Origin of the sequence: Anaerotignum sp. (assembly GCF_045122575.1) — a bacterium.
Taxonomy (GTDB): domain Bacteria; phylum Bacillota; class Clostridia; order Lachnospirales; family Anaerotignaceae; genus Anaerotignum_A.
In genome coordinates, this window is sequence record NZ_JBGVHV010000085.1 from 1 (window position 1) to 2227 (window position 2227).

The 2227-nt window shown below is 52.8% G+C and carries 2 protein-coding genes and 1 pseudogene; all 3 read right to left on the minus strand.

All coding sequences use genetic code 11. From position 1 onward, the window contains the following. The coding region (locus ACJMLT_RS03855) for a carboxyl transferase domain-containing protein (protein ID WP_405726863.1) at positions 1 to 580 on the minus strand (580 nt) is incomplete at its 3' end. Next, positions 580 to 1428: an acetyl-CoA carboxylase, carboxyltransferase subunit beta gene (accD, locus tag ACJMLT_RS03860; protein WP_405726866.1), complete on the minus strand. Its 849-nt coding sequence runs from the start codon at positions 1426 to 1428 to the stop codon at positions 580 to 582. The genes ACJMLT_RS03855 and accD, both read right to left, overlap by 1 nt. 5 nt (positions 1429 to 1433) lie before the next feature. Continuing rightward, positions 1434 to 2227: pseudogene (locus ACJMLT_RS03865) on the minus strand (acetyl-CoA carboxylase biotin carboxylase subunit); the annotation flags it as partial.

Here is a 2227-nt window from a genome sequence, read left to right on the forward strand (position 1 = left end):
AAGCCTCCGCTGCATCAGGAGCCAGCTTGGCGTCCTCCCAGAGGATGCTGGCACAGCCTTCGGGGGAGATGACGGAAAACACTGCATTTTCCAGCATATACAGCTTATTTGCCACGGAAAGCCCTAAGGCGCCGCCGCTGCCGCCTTCCCCGATGACAATGGTGATCACGGGCGTTTCCAGTGCCATCATCTGCATCAGATTATCGGCAATGGCCTGTCCCTGTCCCCGTTCCTCTGCTTCTTCCCCGCAGAAAGCACCGGAGGTATCCACCAGACAGATGATGGGGCGATGAAATTTTTCCGCCTGCTTCATCAGACGCAAGGCCTTGCGGTAGCCTTCCGGCATGGGGCAGCCGAAATTACAGCGGATGCGTTCCTCCAGATCTCTGCCGCGCTCAATGCCAATAAAGGTCACGGGCATTTCCCCCAGCAGGCCGATGCCGCCGATGATGGCTGCGTCGTCCGCATATTTTCTGTCCCCGTGGAGTTCTGTCCGTTCTGTGAACAGCCTTTCGATATAGGCACGGGAAGTGGGTCTGAGCTGATTTCTTGCTGTCTGCAGTTTTTCGTATGCCTTCATCAGAACCCCTCCCTTCTGTGCTGTTTCAGCAGTCGTTCCAGTGTATCTCTCATTTCATTTCTGGGTACAATGGCATCTACAAAGCCATGCTCCAGCAAAAATTCCGCCTTCTGAAAATCCTCAGGCAGTTTCTTTTTCGTGGTCTGTTCGATGACCCTTCTGCCTGCAAAACCGATGGTAGCGTTGGGTTCGGAAAGGATGATATCCCCCAGCATGGCAAAGCTGGCCGTAACACCGCCCGTAGTGGGGTCTGTCAGAACGGTGATATACAACCCGCCTTTCTGGCTGTGATGATTGACCGCACCACTGGTTTTTGCCATCTGCATCAGGGAAAGGATGCCTTCCTGCATCCTTGCGCCGCCGCTGGCCGTAAAGCCCACCACGGGCAGGTTCCGTTCCGCCGCATATTCAAACAGGCTGGCGATTTTTTCCCCTACCACAGAACCCATACTGCCCATCATAAAACCAGGCTCCATGACAAAAATAGCACAGGGCTGGCGGCGGATGGCTGCTGTGCCGCAAAGAACGGCATCTGCTTCACCGCTGACCGCTCTGCCCCTGTCCATTTTTTCGGAATAACCGGGAAAGTTTAAAGGGTCAGCCGTCTCGATATTGGTAAACAGTTCCTGAAAACTGCCTTTATCGAAAAGTGCCTTCACGCGGATCCTTGCCCCGATGCGGTAATGATGACCGCAATGGGGACAGACCATTTTATTTTTGGCAACTGCCCGTTTGGTATCATAGGATTTGCAGACGGGACAGCGCATTTTTTCTTCTGTCACAGGCGTAATGCCGCCTTTTTCCAATGTATTTTTAGACTTTCGGAAATAACCTAAGACATTGCTCAATCACATCAGTTCCTTTCCAAAATAGAATTTAAGATCAGGGTGTCGTATTCCCCTTCGTGGAAGGCTTTGCTGCGCACCAGCTTCAGCTGTTCCTCCACATTGGTTTCCACGCCGACGATGACCATTTCACAAAGAGACGCCTCCATTTTGCGGATGGCCTCCTCTCTGGTGGGGGCGTGTACGATCAGCTTGCCCAGCATGGAGTCATAATAAGGGACGATCTCCAGCCCCTGCATCAGTGCCGTATCGAAATGGACTCTGCCGCCGCCGGGAATATGCAGAAATTCCACCTTCCCCGTGGAGCGGGCATTGATGCGACATTCCATGGCATGGCCTTTCAGCTGGATATCCTCCTGTTTCATTTCCAGAGGAACTTCGCAGGCAATGCGGATCTGCCATTTTACGATATCGATATTGCTGATTTCTTCCGTAATGGGATGTTCCACCTGCAGGCGGGTATTCATTTCGATGAAATAAAACTGCCCGTCGGGAGCCAGCAGAAATTCCACCGTGCCCGCATTGGTATAGTTTGCTGCCTTTGCCGCTTTGACCGCCGCATCCATCATGTTCTGTCTGATTTCTTCTGTCATCACAGGGCTGGGGGTCTCCTCCAACACCTTCTGCTTATTCAGCTGCAGGGAGCAGTCACGTTCGCCCAGACAGAGGATATTTCCGTAATGGTCGGCAAGGATCTGCATTTCCACATGGCGCACAGAGGTCAGATATTTTTCCAGAAACACATCCCCATTGCCAAAGGCACTTTCCGCCTCACGGGATGCCGTCAGGAAGGCTTCTTCCA